The organism is Marinobacter koreensis (genome assembly GCF_023156285.1).
Classification (GTDB): domain Bacteria; phylum Pseudomonadota; class Gammaproteobacteria; order Pseudomonadales; family Oleiphilaceae; genus Marinobacter; species Marinobacter koreensis.
On the sequence record NZ_JAKZAJ010000002.1, the window covers coordinates 57519 to 71725 of the forward strand.

Genomic DNA, 14207 nt, shown 5'->3' on the forward strand with positions numbered 1-14207 from the left:
CGGCCAGCGACTGATCGCCGGCCGGCTCACGCTCAGCGATTGGCGAAGTACATGGTGACTTCAAAGCCGATCCGCAGATCCTCGTAGGCTGGTTTGGTCCACATAATGCTCACCTCTTGTCATGATTGTTAGCGCATTGGGTGTTGGTCCCGGCAATGCCGACGACTCAGTTTCATCCTAGCGACAGAGACAAGCGGCCAATATGGTACTTTCGCACTGTTTTTGACCACCACAAAGTAGCAGCAGTCTGGCTCCGAGGTTGAATTGTCTGGACATGGCCACGCCGTAGCATGGAAGACGGACAATAATAACTTCAAGGAGTCCCCCTATGCGCCGACGAATTCTGCTCCTGCTGCTTGGCCTGTTCTTTCTGCCCGCGAGCCACGCCGAATTGCCACCCGATAAACAGGCACTTATCCAGGCCCTGTTCCCCTCAGCGACGATCATCAAGGACAAACTTCCCGATTTTCCGGTGTACCCGGTTTACCAGTTGCAGGAATTGCTGGGGTACGCGTTTGAGAGCACCGATCTGAGTGATCTTCAGGGATTTTCGGGACAACCGATCAAAATGATGATCGGCCTGGATACCCGTGGGCGATTTACCGGTGTCCGGGTGATGGACCATCATGAACCTGTTTTCCTGCACGGTCTGGGGGAAGCGCCGCTGTTCGAGTTCGTCGACCAGTACGAAAATCATTCGCTGCGCGAGCAGATCATCGTCCAGTCCTCAAACTCCAGAAAATCCGGGCGCAGGCAGGACGGCAACGTGGTCTATTTCGACGGTGTCAGCAAGGCCACCGTGTCCGTACTGATCATTAACGATACGATCCTCTCCACCGCCCTGAAGGTAGCCCGAAGGGAACTGGAAGCGTTCGCCCAGGCAACGCCAACCCGGGCCAGAACGGATTTTTACCAGCCACTGGACTGGCAACAACTGATTGACCGGGGCTACGTCGGTCATGCCACCGTGTCTGCGGCGGAGGTTGAACAGAAGCTCGGCCGCCCACTGTCCGATTATCCCGGCTCACTGCAGCCGGATCCGGACCAGCCTTTCTCGGAGCTGTTCTTCGCCTATATGAATTCACCGATGGTCGGTCGCAACCTGCTCGGTGATGCCGGATACGAGCGTTTCATGGACCGCCTCGGTCCCCACGACAAGGTATTGCTCGTGGCCTCCCGCGGGGTGTTCCCCCATGTCGGTCAGGATTTCACCCCGGGGAGTTTTCCTGATCGCATCGGCCTGTCCCAGAACGGCCTGGCCATGGAAATGCGGGATCTGAACTGGCTCGACCAGAACCTGCCCCTGACCGCAAAGGATCTGCCGGACTTTGCGGCCACCAACCTGTTTCAGGTAGGTGGAAATGCCGGATTCAATCCCGGCGCCAAGGCCATGCTCAGCTTGAATATTGAATTACCGCGCAACCACCTGATCACCGATGAAACCCGCTTTGACCTGCCTGTGGCATTCAGCGACGACCTCTTCGAGACCGTCGCACCGGAAGCGTCTCCGGCCGAGGCACGAGATCCGGTATGGGTGGGTCTCTGGAAAGAGCGCTGGTGGCAGATCGCATTGCTGGTCACCGGACTGACGGTGCTGACCGTCTTCTTCGCCCGTCAGAAAAGCCTGTCCCGCCACCCGGTGCTGGTTCGCCGTTTCCGCTGGGGATTTCTCGCCTTCACCCTGTTTTTCATCGGATTCTACGCCCAGGGGCAGTTGTCCGTGGTCAACATTTACACCCTGTTCCTCGCGATACGGGATGGATTCAGCCTGAATGTTTTCCTGCTCGATCCGGTCCTGTTCATCCTGTGGACCTACACCTTTATCACCCTGTTTATCTGGGGCCGCGGGCTATTCTGTGGTTGGCTGTGCCCGTTCGGTGCATTGCAGGAAATGGCCGCCTGGTTGGGCGAGAAGCTTCGGTTTCGTCAGATCCGCGTGCCTGAACGCTGGCATCGTCGTCTGATCCTGTTGAAATATCCCATTCTGCTCGGGCTGGTCGGCACCGCCTTCTATTCCCTGACGCTGGCGGAACAACTGGCGGAAGTGGAGCCCTTCAAAACCAGCATCACCCTGTTCTTCTGGCGTTATTGGCCGTTCGTGGCGTATGCGATTGGGCTCCTGGTCATTGGCATGTTCATTCACAAATTCTACTGCCGGTATCTGTGTCCGCTGGGCGCCGGCCTGGCCGTGCTGGGCCGGTTCCGCCTGTTCAGCTGGCTGGAGCGCATAGAGCGCTGTGGGTCTCCCTGCCAGCACTGCAAGAACGAGTGCGGGATCAATGCCATTCGCAAAGATGGTCGCATCGATTATGACGAGTGCATCCAGTGCCTGGAGTGCGTGGTGATCCTCCGGGATGAAAGCCAGTGCGTCGACAGCATCCTCCGCAACAAGCAACAGAGAAAGCAGCAGGCAAGGATTCTCGCAACGGACGCGGCCGGAGCATAACCGGGGGACACAAAAAAGGCCCCGGGGAGGGGCCAAAGAGACATAACACACGTCCATGTGAGGACACGAAAAAAGGGCCCCGCGGGGCCCTACCGCTTCTTGCAGATCAGAAGAATCCGAGAGGATTGGTGTCGTAGCTGACCAGCATGTTCTTGGTCTGCTGGTAGTGCTCAAGAGCCATCTTGTGGGTTTCGCGGCCAACGCCGGACTTCTTGTAGCCGCCAAAGGCTGCGTGTGCCGGATACGCGTGGTAACAGTTCATCCAGACCCGGCCGGCCTGAATGTTCCGACCCATCCGGTAAGCCAGGTTGGTATCACGGGTCCAGACGCCGGCACCCAGGCCGAACTCGGTGTCGTTGGCGATTGCCAGGGCTTCCTCTTCGGTCTTGAAGGTGGTGACCCCTACGACCGGACCGAAAATTTCCTCCTGGAACACCCGCATCTTGTTGTCGCCCTTGAACAGGGTCGGCTGGATGTAGAAGCCATCGTTGAATTCCACGCCCAGGTCTTCCCGGTCACCACCGGTCAGTACCACAGCACCTTCCTGCTTGCCGATTTCCAGATAGGACATGATCTTGTCGAACTGCTCTTTCGACGCCTGTGCACCAACCTGAACATCGGTATCCAGCGGGTTGCCACGCTTGATGGCCTTGGTGCGCTGGATGACCTTCTGCATGAATTCCTCGAACATGTCTTCCTGCACCAGAGCCCGCGACGGACAGGTACAGACCTCGCCCTGGTTGAAGAACGCCAGAACCAGACCTTCCACGCACTTGTCGATGAATTCCGGTTCGGCCTTCATGACATCGGAGAAGTAGATGTTCGGCGACTTGCCGCCGAGCTCGACCGTGGAGGGAATGATGTTCTCTGCCGCGCACTTGAGGATATGGGAACCGACCGGCGTGGAACCGGTGAACGCGATCTTGGCAATGCGCTTGCTGGTGGCCAGGGCCTGACCGGCTTCGATGCCGTAACCGTTGACGATGTTAATGACGCCCGGCGGCAGCAGGTCACCAATGATTTCCATCAGCACCAGGATACTGGCCGGCGTCTGCTCGGCTGGCTTGAGCACGGTACAGTTGCCTGCGGCCAGACAGGGGCCCAGTTTCCAGGCCGCCATCAGTATCGGGAAGTTCCAGGGAATGATCTGGCCGACAACACCCAGTGGCTCGTGGAAATGATAGGCCACGGTGTTGTGGTCAATCTCACCCATGTGGCCTTCCTGGGCGCGGATGCAGCCCGCGAAGTAACGGAAATGATCGGCTGCCAGCGGGATGTCCGCATTCAGGGTTTCGCGAACCGCCTTACCATTGTCCCAGGTTTCGGCAACCGCCAGCTTTTCCAGATTGGCCTCGATGCGGTCTGCGATCTTGAGCAGGATGTTGGAACGCTCCGTGGGCGACGTCTTGCCCCAGGCCGGCGCGGCTTTGTGGGCCGCGTCCAGGGCCAGATCGATGTCTTCGGCAGAAGAACGTGGAATTTCACAGATCACTTCGCCGGTTACGGGGGTGATGTTCTCGAAGTACTGGCCCTTTACGGGTTCCACCCACTCACCGCCAATGTAGTTCTGATAGCGGGATTTGAACGAAACGACGGAGCCGTCTTTTCCGGGTTTTGCGTAGATCATGGTATCGACCTCTTGTTGTGTTTATCGCAGGGCAACGCGGCCTTTCGCGTTTACTCATTCAATGTAGACGGCCCCCGGGAATCCGTGAATGATTCGATGGATCCGAAAAACTCATCCCTTGGTAGTAAAAACATCGCGGCACGTTTCCCGGACCACAAAAAAGGGCTGCCCGAAGGCAGCCCTGAAGGGACCCGAGAATCCGGATCAGTTTGCGGCGACCCGATCACCCGGCAACTTGAAGGTCCAGACCATACCGCCCTGGTTGAAGTCCTTGACGACTTTGGCTACTTCGCCGCCCCAGAGTGGCACGGCGCCGCCCCACCCGGACAGGACCGAGACGTACTGCTCGCCATCCATCTCCCAGGTAATCGGCGTACCGACAACCCCGGAACCGGTGTTGAAGCGGTAGAGCTCTTTACCGGTCTGGGCATCGAAGGCCTTGAGGTAGCCTTCCGGAGTACCGGTGAACACCAGGTTACCGGCCGTGGTCATGACACCACCCCATAGCGGCGCTGTGTTTTCATAGCGCCAGACTTCCTTCCCGGTCTTGGGATCCATCGCACGCAGCACACCGATGAAATCGTCGTGGGCCGGCTTGATGGTGAATCCGGCCCCCAGGAACGCCGCACCTTTCTTGTAGGAAACAGGCTCGTTCCAGATTTCCATGGCCCACTCGTTCGAGGGCACGTAAAACAGGCCGGTCTTTTTGCTGTAAGACACGGGCATCCAGTTCTTGCCGCCCAGGAACGCCGGCTGCGCCATGACCTTCTTACCCTTGTTACCCTCAGCAGCGGCAGGGTCTCCGGGACGGTGCGCATCACTGTAGATGGGGCGGCCGGTCTTCGGATCCAGGCCCGTGGCCCAGGTGATCTTGTCGACGAACGGGAAACCGCGGATGAAGTCACCATTCTCACGGTTCAGGACGTACATGAATCCGTTTCGGTCAGCGGTGGCAGCGGCCTTGATGGTTTTACCGTTCTCCTTGTAATCAAACGAGACCAGCTCGTTCACCCCGTCGTAGTCCCAGCCATCGTGCGGCGTGGTCTGGAAATGCCACTTGATGCTGCCGTCGTCCGGATCAATCGCCAGTCGTGACGATGAAAACAGGTTGTCGCCCGGGCGCAGGTGGGAGTTCCACGGTGCCGGGTTACCGGTTCCGAAGAAGATGGAATCGGTGTCGGCGTCGTAGGTGCCACCCAGCCAGGTGGCGGCACCGCCGTTTTTCCACATATCGCCCGGCCAGGTCTTACCGGCCTTGCCGCCGGAAATGCCATTCTCGATGGCCTTGCCATCCTTGTAGACATAACCCATGTGGCCTTCCACCGTCGGGCGCATCCACACCTTCTCACCGGTGTTGGCGTCATAGGCAATCACCTTGCCCACAATACCGAACTCACCCCCGGAAACACCGGTAATCACCTTGCCCTTGACGATCATGGGCGCGGCCGTGATCGCGTAACCGGCCTGGTAGTCGGCGACCTTCTTGATCCACATCGGCTTGCCGGTGTCCTTGTTCAGGGCGACCAGTTTGGCGTCGAGGGTGCCGAAAATCACTTTATCGTCGTACAGCGCAACGCCCCGGTTGACCACGTCGCAACAGGGCATGATGCCGTCGGGAAGGCGGGCGTCATACTGCCAGATCTCCTCGCCGGTCTTGATATCAATGGCATAGACCCGCGAGTAGGAGGCCGACACATACATCACGCCGTCCTTGACCATGGGCTGGGCTTCCTGTCCGCGCATCTTCTCGTTGCCGAACGAAAATGCCCACACCGGCTGAAGGTACTTCACGTTGTCCGTGTTCAGCTTTTCCAGGCCACTGTAGCGTTGCCCCTTGAGCCCCATGCCATAGGTAACCACATCACCCGGGGTGTTCTCGTCGTTCATAATGTCCTGGTCGGTCACCGCCGCCTGGGCGCCGTAGGATACCGCCAGGGCCAGAGCGCTGGCCGCAATGCGAATCCCGAACTTGTTCGATCTCATGGTTGCGTTCTCCCATTCTCTTGTTTTCGGTTTCTAGGCGAACCGGGAACGTTTCCCGCCTCTGAGTTGATTCTTCGCGTTCGGGCAAGGTGCAACAATTAATCCGCCGAACAGGTTTTCTCATCACTTGGTAGTACGACCCCGCTCCCAAACCAAAAAGGCCCGCCGTTGCAGGCGGGCCTCCCGGGGCAGGTTTCCGGATCAGTCCGAGCCCGACGCCCGCGCCAGGGCTTCGGGCTTGAGGAACTCCCGATAGTAATCGGGCACACCGTAACGAAGACCAAGGCCGGCGAAGAGCTGATCCATTTCACCGGTCTTCACCAGCTTGTCGACGATGCCCTCCAGGGCGTAGCCAAGCTGGCGATGATTGTTCTTGACCGCCATGCCAACATCCCAGACTTGCTTTCCAATGCCGGGAAAGCCGGTCTCGGCCAGCCGAAAGGCCCTGTTTTCCGGCCGGCCAAGTTCAAAGTCGATCTCTGAACGCATCGCCATCACCGCGCTGACGTCGCCCTCGCGCATGGCATTGAAGGCTTCCTCCACATCCCGATAATGCCGGACCTGGTCACGCATCCGGCCGCGAAGTCCGGAGGTCAGGTAGAAATCCGGCAGGGTGTCAATCTCAACGCCAATCGGGTGATACTGGAACACGGCCACAGTCTGCACGCTGTCCAGTTGCGAGGGATCGTAGGCAATCTGCCAGGTTTCACGCTGGTACGGCCCGAACATATGAACCTGTTCGTTGACGTATTCACCGGTGGAGTCCTGCTTGTAGGCGTAGGCCTTGTCGTAGGGAACCCGCATCATCACGTCGGCCAGCCTCTGCTTGTCGAGGTAATGCCCCTTCCAGACGTTGTTCCGAAGATCGTCACTGAGCGCTTCATCCGGCACGATCCAGTGCACCCGAAAGTCCACCCCCAGTTCCCGGGCGATGCGTTTTCCCAGCTCAACATCAATACCCCGGGGCTCACCGTCCTGCTCAAAGGAATACGGCGGAAAGTCCTTGTAAACGCCCACTTTCAGATAGCCGGACTCGATGATCCGGTCGTAGGTCCGGTCGGCAGGCCGGTTCAGGAGATCGTCGCCGTCCCGAACCTCGCCGGCGGAAACACCTGCACTGCACAGGACAAGGCCAAGGGCCAGCAGGCCGCCAATAAGAAACCTGGTATTCATGTCCGCTCCCTCCAACGACAAAGGGCCGACATCAGGTCGGCCCGGTGTTCTTCACCCGAAAAACAACGTTTTCGGAACCATCATTCAGGCTTGGGCAGTGACTCGACGTAGGTCCGGATGGCCCACATGGCGTTCTGGTCCAGAGTCTTCTTCCATGACGGCATGCCGCGATCGGTACCGTTGCGTACCCGATGAATGAAGTATTCGTCGTCCCACTGGGTCAGCTCCCGAAGATCGGGGGTCAATCCGCCTGACATCGCCCGAATGCCGTGACATCCGGCGCAATTTCCGGCATAGGCGCTTTCTCCGATCTCAACCGCCTCGGCGTTGTACTTGCCGAATTCGTTGCCTTCCCGGAAGGGATTTTCGGTCCGCACTTCGTCACCCAGCTTTGGAAGATCACCGGTGTCGACTGGCTGGGGGGTGACGTTGCCGTGGGCGATTGCGAAGCTGGCGACGCCAGCCAGAGTGAAGGCCAGGACCGCCTTCATTGATGTGCGAGTTGCCATGATTGCTACCTCTTGTTGTTTCCCCGTGCGTTGGCGATTGGAATTGTGTTTGCCAACTTGCTGACATCCAGTCTAGGGAGGAGCCACACGCTTCCGAATGCCACTTTGGGGTTTTTGCCCTAGTTCCTTGGTAGTAGGTAGGCGGTAGTCAGGCTCAAAACTCGTTCTTAAGTAGTGCCCCTTTCCTACTTTGTGAATATTCCCGACGCGTCACGGTCTCTCTATCCTCGGATGTAGCGATACAACAACAAACGGGAGTCTGTTTCATGCCCGGCCACCGCCTTATTCGCAAGCTGATCTTCGGCGTCCTGCTTGTGGCCAGTGCGGCTCTGCATGCCGAGCCGCTGGTCGTCCCGATGGGCTACATACAGTGGGTGCCAGACCAGGGCCCGGTGCTGTCCAACGTCATTCCGAAGCCTGCGGATTCCGGTCTGCGAGGGGCAGAGCTGGCAACTGCCGACAACAACACGACGGGCCGGTTTCTGGACCAGAATTATCGGATGGCTACCTCGGTGGCCGACTCAGAGGAAGGCGTCCTGGCGTCATTCGACCGGATGCTTGCCGACGGTGTGCGGCTGTTTGTATTTCGAGTGCCGGCGAAAACCCTCACTGCCCTGTCAAAGCGCGCCCGTCCGGATGTCCTGATGTTCAATGCCGGCGCGAGAGACGATGGTCTTCGGCTACGCGATTGCGCCCCTTCATTGCTGCACACCATCCCCAGCTACGCGATGCTCACCGACGCACTGGGGCAATGGCTGAATCAACGACGCTGGAATGAGGTATTCCTGATCTCCGGCCCGACCGCGGAAGACAAGGCGTGGGCCGCGGCATTCCACCGATCTGCCAGGCGATTCGGTCTGGACATCGTGGAAGACAAACCCTGGACGTTTGATGCGGACCTTCGCCGGAGTGCGTCCCGCGAATTACCGCTGTTCACTCAGGCGGATGACTACGATGTCGTGGTCGTCGCCGACGTACGCGGGGACTTCGGTGAGTATGTTCCGTTTCACACCTGGCTGCCGCGTCCGGTTGTGGGCACACAGGGCATGACGCCCGTGGCCTGGCACCGGGTTGTGGAAAGCTGGGGAGCGACCCAGCTGCAGAACCGGTTCCGGGAACTCGCCCAACGCAACATGAACAGTGAAGACTACGCTGCCTGGGCCGCTGTCCGGGCGATCGGAACGGCTGTTACCGAAACCGGCTCCGCCGAGGTGAAAACCCTGCGATCCTTCCTGTTCAGCGACCAGTTCCAGCTGGCCGGCTTCAAGGGCCGCAAACTGACCTTCCGCACCTGGAACGGACAACTTCGCCAGCCTATTCCGCTGGTTCATCCCCGGGGCCTGGTGGACCGGGCGCCCTTCGAGGGATTCCTGCACCCCAGAAGCAGGATGGACACGCTCGGATTCGACAGGCCGGAAAGCGAATGCCGAATCAATGGATGAGCCCTCTGCAGGCCAAGTGATAAGGAACAGACGATGAAACACCTGATAAAAACCGCGGCGTTGTTCTCGCTGATAAGCCTGTCCCTGCCGGTGACCGCCAGCCTGGCGTATGTCTCGAATGAGAAAGACAACACCATCTCGGTGATAGACACCGATGCCATGACCGTGGTGGATACCATCCCGGTCGGCGCCAGGCCCCGGGGCATCCTGTTATCCCATGACGGAACCCGCCTGTTCATCTGTGCCAGTGACGACGACACCGTCCAGGTGATGGATCTGGCCACACGGAAAATCGTGGACACCCTGCCCTCAGGAGAAGATCCGGAACAGTTCGCACTGGCGCCGGATGACCGACACCTCTACATCTCCAACGAGAACGACGCCATCGTCACCGTGGTGGATGTTAAAACCAAGCAGGTGCTGTCACAGATCGACGTCGGGCTGGAACCCGAAGGCATGGCCGTCAGCCCGGACGGTAAATGGGCGGTCAATACATCGGAAACCAGCAGCATGCTGCACTGGATCGATACAGAGACCTTCACCATCAAAAAGAATATTGTCGTCGGCCAGCGCCCCCGGCATGTGGAGTTCAGCCGGGACAGCAAGATTGCCTGGGCATCCACGGAGGTGGGAGGCACGGTTCATGTGATTGACGTGGATAATCTCAAGCAGATCCGGGAACTCACGTTCGATGTACCGGGCGTCAATCCGGACCGGGTACAGCCCGTTGGTATCGAACTGACCTCCGACGGTCGTTACGCCTTCATTGCACTGGGCCCGTCCAACCACGTGGCGGTGGTCGACGCCAAGACCTACGAAGTGCTGGATTATCTGTTGGTGGGCAGTCGGGTCTGGCAACTGGATCTGGGCAAAAACGAGAAATACCTCTACACCACAAACGGGGTGTCGGGCGATGTGTCGGTAATCGACGTGGGTCGCCTCAAAGTCATCAAATCGATCAAGGTCGGCCGCTATCCCTGGGGTGTGGTCGTCGACCCGGCATCATGAGCATTGACGTCCGGCACCTTGGCTTTGACTACGGGACAACACCGGTCCTCAAGGATCTGAGTTTTTCCCTGACGCCCGGTCGATTCCACGCCCTGCTCGGGCCCAACGGTGCCGGAAAGTCGACCCTGTTCGGGCTGTTGACCCGGCTCCTGGCCCTTCAGCGCGGGGAGCTGTTGTTCGAAGGCCAGTCCATGGCGCGCTTCCCGGCGCAAGCCATGCGCCGAATCGGAGTCGTGTTCCAGCAAAATGCCCTGGATCTGGACCTGACCGTTCGACAGAACCTCCTGTACCACGCAGCCCTGCACGGCCTTTCTAGAAAGCAGGCCCGGAACCGTGGCGACCGGGAACTTGAGCGATTCGGCCTGCTGGAACGGGCCAACGATCCGGTCCGGCTGCTCAACGGTGGACACCGGCGACGGGTGGAAATTGCCCGGGCCCTGCTACACCATCCTTCGTTACTGCTCCTGGATGAGGCCACGGTTGGCCTGGACGTCGCCAGTCGAAAGGCCCTGAACGAGCACGTCCGGGCGCTGTGTCGGGATGAGGATCTTACCGTGCTCTGGGCGACCCACCTGATTGAGGAAGTCCGCCGCGACGATCAGGTGCTGATCCTGCATCAGGGCCAGCTTCTTGCGAATGGCACCGGGCAGGCCATCTGTGACGAGACGGGTTCAAGGGACCTGTCGGAAACGTTCCATGTCCTGACCGGAGCCGGATAACATGAAGCTGTCTGAATACTGGCACTGCTTTCTCGGCATACAGACCCGCGAGTGGCTGCGTTTCTGGCAGCAACGTACCCGGTTTGCCAGCGCGCTTGTGCGCCCGCTGCTCTGGCTGGTGGTGTTTGCCGCCGGCTTCCGGGCGGTTCTGGGAATTTCGATCATTCCACCCTACGACACCTACATTACCTATGAGACCTACATTGCCCCCGGCCTGTGCGGCATGATCATCCTGTTCAACAGCATGCAGGGCGCCCTGTCGATGGTGTATGACCGGGAGCTCGGCAGTATGCGGGTCCTGTTGATGAGCCCACTGCCCCGCCCGTTCCTGCTGGTAACCAAGTTACTGGCAATGGGCGTGGTCTCGGTCGGACAGGTTTATGTCTTCCTGCTGTTGGCGTTGCTGGTCGATGTCGAACCACCGCTCTGGGGCTATGTCGCGGTGTTGCCGGCACTCGTTCTGACCAGTCTGATGCTGGGCGCCCTGGGGCTCCTGATTGCGACCTGGATCAAGCAACTCGAGAACTTCGCCGGGGTCATGAACTTTGTGATCTTCCCGATGTTTTTCATGTCGTCGGCGCTTTACCCGCTGTGGCGAATGCAGGAGGCCAGCCCCTGGCTTTACTGGGTGTGCCAGTTCAACCCGTTCACCCATGCCGTGGAGGCGATCCGCTTTGCCCTGTATCTGCAGTGGAATGGCCAGGCGTTCGGGATTACGGCGGCGGTGACGGTCGTACTGGCTTTGCTGGCCACCGCCGGGTTTCAACCCCAGCGCACCAGAATCCTGGGAACACGCACCGGCTAGCCCTCACAGCAAAGGCATGCTGGTGCGCAGGCTCTGAACAATGGTCTCCACGTCCGACGCTACCGGCGCGTCCCATTGCAGGTGGGCGGGGTGGCCATCAAGGTACCAGAGACGATTCGCCAACGCGGTCGCATCGGAAGCATCGTGGGTCACACAGAGCATGCCCATGTGGGGATGGGCGTCCAGCAGCTCGGATATCAACGTTCGGAGCTCACCGGCGCGTACCGGATCAAGAGACGCGAACGGCTCGTCCAGGAGCAGAAGATCCGGTTCCACCGCAAGGCATCGGGCCAGCGCCGCCCGCCTGGCCATGCCCAGCGACAGCTGATCAGGAAAATGGTGCTGGTAACCGGTCAGGCCCACACTCTCCAGCAATCGGTCGATCTCAGTGCCAGCTGCGCCGACGATGGCGAGATTCTGACCCAGCGTCCGCCAGGGGAGCAGTCGATGCTCCTGGAACAGGTAACCCAGGCGCAGGGTTTCCCGTCCGCGAAACGCAGTCGCCGGAGTACGACGATCCAGCCCCGCAATCGCATTCAGCAAGGTGGTCTTGCCAATGCCGGAAGGGCCGAGAAGACAGATTCGATCCCCACGCCGTATCTGCGTGAAGATGTCTCCCAGTACCGGCCTCTCGAAGTCGCGGCCTTTGATCCGCAGCTCAAGCATGAGCCAACTCCGGTCGGCGCCAGCGACTGGCACGACGCTCGAGGGGTTGCAGGAGGGCCAGTTCAATCACCTGCACGACAGCAACGAACGCCAGGCTGTAGGCCAGGATGGTCGCGACATCGAATACCTGGAACGCCATATTCAGCTTGAACCCCACGCCATTCGAACGGCCCAGGAGTTCCACCACCAGGACAATCTTCCAGATCAACGCCAGGCCCCCTCGCATCGCTGCCATCAGGTACGGAAACAATTGTGGCAACCACACCTCGCGGGCTCGCTGCCAACGACTGAAACGGTAGGCCGTCGCCATCGATTCCAGCTTGGGATCCAGACTGCGGGCGCCCTCCCTGAGGGTAACAGCCACGTTGGGAACCTTGTTGATGACCACGGCCAGCACGGCGGCGGATTCAACCAGGCCGAACCAGACGTACATCAGGATAATCGTCACCAACGCCGGCAGGTTCAGCATCAGCAACAGCAGGGGATCCAGCAGCGCGTTGGTCGTCTCTGACCGCCCCATGACAACCCCGATCGTGACGCCAAGTCCCATGGCGATCACGAAAGCGACCGCCACTCTCGCCAGTGTGGCGCCGAGATTCAGCCAGAGTTCGCCATTGGCAGCCTCGGCATACAGCGTCCGTCCGACGGCCAGCGGCGTCGGCAACAGGCTGCTATCCAGTGCCATGGCGATCAGGAACCAGAACACCACCAATCCGGGTAATACCACCCAGTAACACCAGACGGGCGCATATCCCCGGCCGGTCATTCCCGGGCACCCCGGAAAAACAGGTGCGCCGGCAGCGGTTCCCCGGTGCCGTCACCGGTGAGCCCTATCAGCGTTTGCAGATCGGCGATACGACGGTCCGTCAGCGGCCCCGGCGTTCCGGCGATGAAACCGTCGTGCAGGGCCTGGAACACCGCCTGGGATGAAGCCCGCATCAGGGGGCGTAGCCGTTGCCATTGGTCGGGGTTGGCCGCCAGCTGGGCACGGGCCAGTCGGATGGAACGGGCAAAGTTCGCCACCAGCTGGGTGTGCTTACTGGCCCAGCCTTCAGGAAACACATAACCCAGTACCGGCAGGTCCGGATCCAGGTGGAAGGTTTCAAGCAGGTCGGACATCCTGAAAGCCGTGCGCCAACCCCCCTGTCCCCGCAACCTGGCGGCAAAATGCCAGTAGGTCACAATAGCGTCCACCTGGCCGCGTTTGAGTGCCTGATTGAGAAGCGGTGGCGAACCATACTGCACCTGATCGCGGCCTCCCAGCTTGACCCCCTGGCGCTCGGCAACGGCTTTCAGCAAAATCCAGCCTTTGCTGTCCGGGCCCCCGGCGACGCCGATGCGACGGCCTGAGAGATCGGCCACGCCGTGGATATCGGAGTTCTCCGGCACCACCACATCGCCGATTTGAGAGGAAAACGGAACGTAGAAGTAGGATTGCCCGTCCCGGTATCTGTGTTGAACCCAGAGCAGGTCCGCTACCGCGCCGTCTACCGAACCACTGGCGACGGCCAGCCGGGACGCTGACAGGTTGGCAAGGGGATGAACCACCAACCGGTAGCCATTGGCCCTGTCCAGCCCGCGATGCTGAACCTGATCCAGCTCCCAGTGTGCTGTACCGAACTGCAGAACACTGAGTGACAGTTCGGGTAGCGGCCCGTCACTCGCCAGGGCCGGACTGGTGTTCGCAAACAGGAGCAGCGCCAGAGCCAGCGGCAACCGGATAACTGCCAGGAATGTGTTCGATTTTGTGGTTGTCATAAACCCACGATACGAACCCTGAGGGACGTCCAGAATAGTACTTTGGTGCCTGTTTTTTGGTGCGATGGTCG

At 59.7% G+C, this 14207-nt stretch carries 13 protein-coding genes; 5 read left to right on the forward strand and 8 right to left on the reverse strand.

The window, feature by feature from the left end; translation table 11 throughout:
- Window positions 1-32: 32 nt before the first annotated feature.
- Window positions 33-104, reverse strand: coding sequence for a pyrroloquinoline quinone precursor peptide PqqA (gene pqqA, locus MLD04_RS05355; protein WP_007153157.1), 72 nt, complete (start codon window positions 102-104; stop codon window positions 33-35).
- 224 nt (window positions 105-328) lie between these two features.
- Here pqqA and MLD04_RS05360 point away from each other — a divergent pair, with 224 nt between their 5' ends.
- Window positions 329-2446: a NosR/NirI family protein gene (locus tag MLD04_RS05360; protein ID WP_248155529.1), complete on the forward strand. Its 2118-nt coding sequence runs from the start codon at window positions 329-331 to the stop codon at window positions 2444-2446.
- Window positions 2447-2552: 106 nt separating this feature from the next.
- On the opposite strand, the gene exaC is transcribed toward MLD04_RS05360, so the two are convergent.
- From exaC to pedF, 4 genes are all read right to left on the reverse strand, one after another.
- Window positions 2553-4073, reverse strand: coding sequence for an acetaldehyde dehydrogenase ExaC (exaC, locus tag MLD04_RS05365; RefSeq protein WP_248155531.1), 1521 nt, complete (start codon window positions 4071-4073; stop codon window positions 2553-2555).
- A 204-nt stretch (window positions 4074-4277) separates the two neighbouring features.
- The gene (locus MLD04_RS05370) at window positions 4278-6056 is read right to left on the reverse strand and encodes a PQQ-dependent methanol/ethanol family dehydrogenase (protein WP_248155532.1); all 1779 of its coding nucleotides are present in this window, start codon (window positions 6054-6056) and stop codon (window positions 4278-4280) included.
- A gap of 201 nt (window positions 6057-6257) precedes the next feature.
- Window positions 6258-7229 carry a substrate-binding periplasmic protein gene (locus tag MLD04_RS05375; protein ID WP_248155534.1) on the reverse strand — a complete coding sequence of 324 codons (972 nt, stop codon included), beginning with the start codon at window positions 7227-7229 and terminating at the stop codon, window positions 6258-6260.
- Window positions 7230-7309: 80 nt separating this feature from the next.
- Entirely contained in the window at window positions 7310-7738 is a 429-nt protein-coding gene (gene pedF, locus MLD04_RS05380) for a cytochrome c-550 PedF (RefSeq protein ID WP_008939530.1), read from the reverse strand.
- A 266-nt stretch (window positions 7739-8004) separates the two neighbouring features.
- On the opposite strand from pedF, the gene MLD04_RS05385 reads away from it, so the two are divergent.
- The 4 genes from MLD04_RS05385 to MLD04_RS05400 are packed head-to-tail and all read left to right on the forward strand — an operon-like array spanning window position 8005 to window position 11712.
- On the forward strand, window positions 8005-9180 hold the full coding sequence (locus MLD04_RS05385; protein WP_248155536.1) for an ABC transporter substrate-binding protein: 1176 nt from the start codon (window positions 8005-8007) through the stop codon (window positions 9178-9180).
- A gap of 33 nt (window positions 9181-9213) precedes the next feature.
- On the forward strand, window positions 9214-10188 hold the full coding sequence (locus tag MLD04_RS05390; protein ID WP_248155538.1) for a YVTN family beta-propeller repeat protein: 975 nt from the start codon (window positions 9214-9216) through the stop codon (window positions 10186-10188).
- A complete protein-coding gene (locus MLD04_RS05395) occupies window positions 10185-10907 on the forward strand; it encodes an ATP-binding cassette domain-containing protein (protein WP_248155540.1) in 723 nt (240 codons plus the stop codon). Before MLD04_RS05390 ends, MLD04_RS05395 begins: the two co-directional genes overlap by 4 nt.
- 1 nt (window position 10908) lies before the next feature.
- The gene (locus MLD04_RS05400; RefSeq protein ID WP_248155542.1) at window positions 10909-11712 is read left to right on the forward strand and encodes an ABC transporter permease; all 804 of its coding nucleotides are present in this window, start codon (window positions 10909-10911) and stop codon (window positions 11710-11712) included.
- Window positions 11713-11715: 3 nt separating this feature from the next.
- On the opposite strand, the gene MLD04_RS05405 is transcribed toward MLD04_RS05400, so the two are convergent.
- The 3 genes from MLD04_RS05405 to MLD04_RS05415 are packed head-to-tail and all read right to left on the reverse strand — an operon-like array spanning window position 11716 to window position 14136.
- Window positions 11716-12378, reverse strand: coding sequence for an ATP-binding cassette domain-containing protein (locus MLD04_RS05405; protein WP_248155543.1), 663 nt, complete (start codon window positions 12376-12378; stop codon window positions 11716-11718).
- On the reverse strand, window positions 12371-13144 hold the full coding sequence (locus tag MLD04_RS05410; protein WP_248155545.1) for an ABC transporter permease: 774 nt from the start codon (window positions 13142-13144) through the stop codon (window positions 12371-12373). The genes MLD04_RS05405 and MLD04_RS05410 overlap by 8 nt, the downstream gene beginning before the upstream one ends.
- Complete coding sequence (locus tag MLD04_RS05415) at window positions 13141-14136, reverse strand: ABC transporter substrate-binding protein (RefSeq protein WP_248155547.1); 996 nt, start codon at window positions 14134-14136, stop codon at window positions 13141-13143. The genes MLD04_RS05410 and MLD04_RS05415 overlap by 4 nt, the downstream gene beginning before the upstream one ends.
- Between the last annotated feature and the right edge of the window lie 71 nt (window positions 14137-14207).

Bases quoted from the DNA above. Each gene is read 5' to 3' on its own strand.
- MLD04_RS05360 (WP_248155529.1), top strand. From the start codon at position 329: ATGCGCCGACGAATTCTGCTCCTGCTGCTTGGCCTGTTCTTTCTGCCC.
- exaC (WP_248155531.1), bottom strand. From the start codon at position 4,073: ATGATCTACGCAAAACCCGGAAAAGACGGCTCCGTCGTTTCGTTCAAA.
- MLD04_RS05370 (WP_248155532.1), bottom strand. From the start codon at position 6,056: ATGAGATCGAACAAGTTCGGGATTCGCATTGCGGCCAGCGCTCTGGCC.
- MLD04_RS05375 (WP_248155534.1), bottom strand. From the start codon at position 7,229: ATGAATACCAGGTTTCTTATTGGCGGCCTGCTGGCCCTTGGCCTTGTC.
- pedF (WP_008939530.1), bottom strand. From the start codon at position 7,738: ATGGCAACTCGCACATCAATGAAGGCGGTCCTGGCCTTCACTCTGGCT.
- MLD04_RS05385 (WP_248155536.1), top strand. From the start codon at position 8,005: ATGCCCGGCCACCGCCTTATTCGCAAGCTGATCTTCGGCGTCCTGCTT.
- MLD04_RS05390 (WP_248155538.1), top strand. From the start codon at position 9,214: ATGAAACACCTGATAAAAACCGCGGCGTTGTTCTCGCTGATAAGCCTG.
- MLD04_RS05395 (WP_248155540.1), top strand. From the start codon at position 10,185: ATGAGCATTGACGTCCGGCACCTTGGCTTTGACTACGGGACAACACCG.
- MLD04_RS05400 (WP_248155542.1), top strand. From the start codon at position 10,909: ATGAAGCTGTCTGAATACTGGCACTGCTTTCTCGGCATACAGACCCGC.
- MLD04_RS05405 (WP_248155543.1), bottom strand. From the start codon at position 12,378: ATGCTTGAGCTGCGGATCAAAGGCCGCGACTTCGAGAGGCCGGTACTG.
- MLD04_RS05410 (WP_248155545.1), bottom strand. From the start codon at position 13,144: ATGACCGGCCGGGGATATGCGCCCGTCTGGTGTTACTGGGTGGTATTA.
- MLD04_RS05415 (WP_248155547.1), bottom strand. From the start codon at position 14,136: ATGACAACCACAAAATCGAACACATTCCTGGCAGTTATCCGGTTGCCG.